A 1787-nucleotide genomic window follows, 5' to 3' on the forward strand; every position below is an offset into this window, starting at 1 on the left:
CGCATGAAAACAGACATCGAATCACTCCCTGACGACCCTATTTTACTGAAGAAACTTCTCGCAGAAAGAGATGAGACTATCGCTTATCTTACTGAGCAGTTTCGTTTAGCTCAGCATAAACAATTTGGTAAAAGCACTGAAGGCTACCCGGGTCAGGGCGAGCTATTCAATGAACTTGAGCAATTAGCAGATGAGTCTGAAGCGGAACCGACTGAAGCCGAAAAAGAGTCCATCACCTACGAACGCAAGAAACCTGTTCGTAAACCTTTACCCAAAGACTTACCACGCGACGTCATCATTCACGACCTGGCAGACGAAGACAAAAGCTGTGATGACTGCGGTCATGAATTACATCGCATGGGTGAAGATAAAAGCGAGCAGCTTGAATTCATTCCTGCCCAGATCAAAGTCATCGAACATGTGCGACCTAAATATAGTTGTCGTCATTGTGAGCAACATGCAACGAACGTCACGATTAAACAAACGCCGGTTCCGGCTTCACCTATTCCAAAAAGCTTTGCTACGGCGAGCTTGTTAAGCCAAATCATTACCAGTAAATATCAATATGGCTTACCGCTTTATCGACAAGAAAGTCTGTTCAAAGAATATGGCATCCCGCTTAGCCGACAAACGATGTCGAGCTGGTTGCTGAAGTGTACAGACTTACTCAAACCGCTTTATGACAAACTGCATGAAACCCTCTTGCGGCAAAATGTAATACAAGCAGATGAAACCACACTAAAGGTAATCGAATCCGACAAAACCAAATGTTATATGTGGTTATATTGCACCGGTACCGACTCACCCGGCAGCAATCACACAGACATTCCCAATATCGTGCTGTATGACTTCCATGAAAGTCGGGCAAGCCAGTGTGCGATTAATTTTCTACAAGGTCACTCAGGCTATTTACAGGTAGATGGCTATCAAGGTTATGAATCCACCCAAACGACATTAGTGGGCTGTTGGGCACATGCACGACGCAAATTCAAAGAGGCTGATATAGCGCAAAGCAAAGGCAAACCCAAAGCGGGAAAAGCTACTTGGGCGATGACTCACATCAAAAAGCTCTATCGAATTGAAACTGCCATAAAGGATAAATCGCCCAGAGAAAAACAGGCATATCGAGTCGTACATGCGACACCCTTGTTGAAAGAATATAAAATCTGGTTGGATAACTCGATTCTGCAGGTACCGCCTAAATCGGCCTTGGGCAAAGCACTCGCATACAGTTTAAATCAATGGCCAAAGCTGACACGCTACTTAGAAGATGGTCATCTGAATATCGATAACAATCGTGCAGAAAGAGCAATCAAACCCTTCGTGATAGGGCGAAAAAACTGGTTATTCTCAAACACCACTAGTGGTGCCCATGCCAGCAGTGTACTTTACAGTATTGTTGAAACGGCAAAGGCAAATGACCTTGTGCCATTCGATTATCTTCATTATCTATTGAAAGCACTTAGTAAAAGAGATCAGCAAGCAGAAATGGAAGATCTGCTGCCATGGAATGTCATACTAAATCATTAGATTCTTGGATATGTGCGCTTCGCCTTACGTTTACATCCGTTTTGCATTATTTGGACAAAACAGCGTACAAGAGAGTGAGCTAAAAGATCATACCCAATGTCGTCTTGGGAAGTATCTAATGTCAGATAAGGGCCAGTCGCTAAGTTCCAAAAAACGCTTCAAAGACCTATATGAAGATGTTCATCCGAAAGTACACGCGAAGGGTATAGAGATCTATAAGCTTGCACGAGCAGGCGCTGAACCATTATCTCTACAGG

General features: G+C 43.7%; 2 protein-coding genes. Both read left to right on the plus strand.

All coding sequences use genetic code 11. The features are described from left to right. Positions 1-3: 3 nt before the first annotated feature. Positions 4-1530 carry an IS66 family transposase gene (locus tag A3763_RS05050; RefSeq protein WP_068510158.1) on the plus strand — a complete coding sequence of 509 codons (1527 nt, stop codon included), beginning with the start codon at positions 4-6 and terminating at the stop codon, positions 1528-1530. Between the two features lie 10 nt (positions 1531-1540). Then, on the plus strand, positions 1541-1787 hold a 247-nt coding region (locus A3763_RS30040), incomplete at its 3' end, for a CZB domain-containing protein (RefSeq protein WP_197482781.1).

This window comes from Oleiphilus sp. HI0128 (genome assembly GCF_001635365.1).

Excerpts from the sequence above, each read along its gene's own strand:
- A3763_RS05050 (WP_068510158.1), top strand. The coding sequence starts at position 4 with ATGAAAACAGACATCGAATCACTCCCTGACGACCCTATTTTACTGAAG.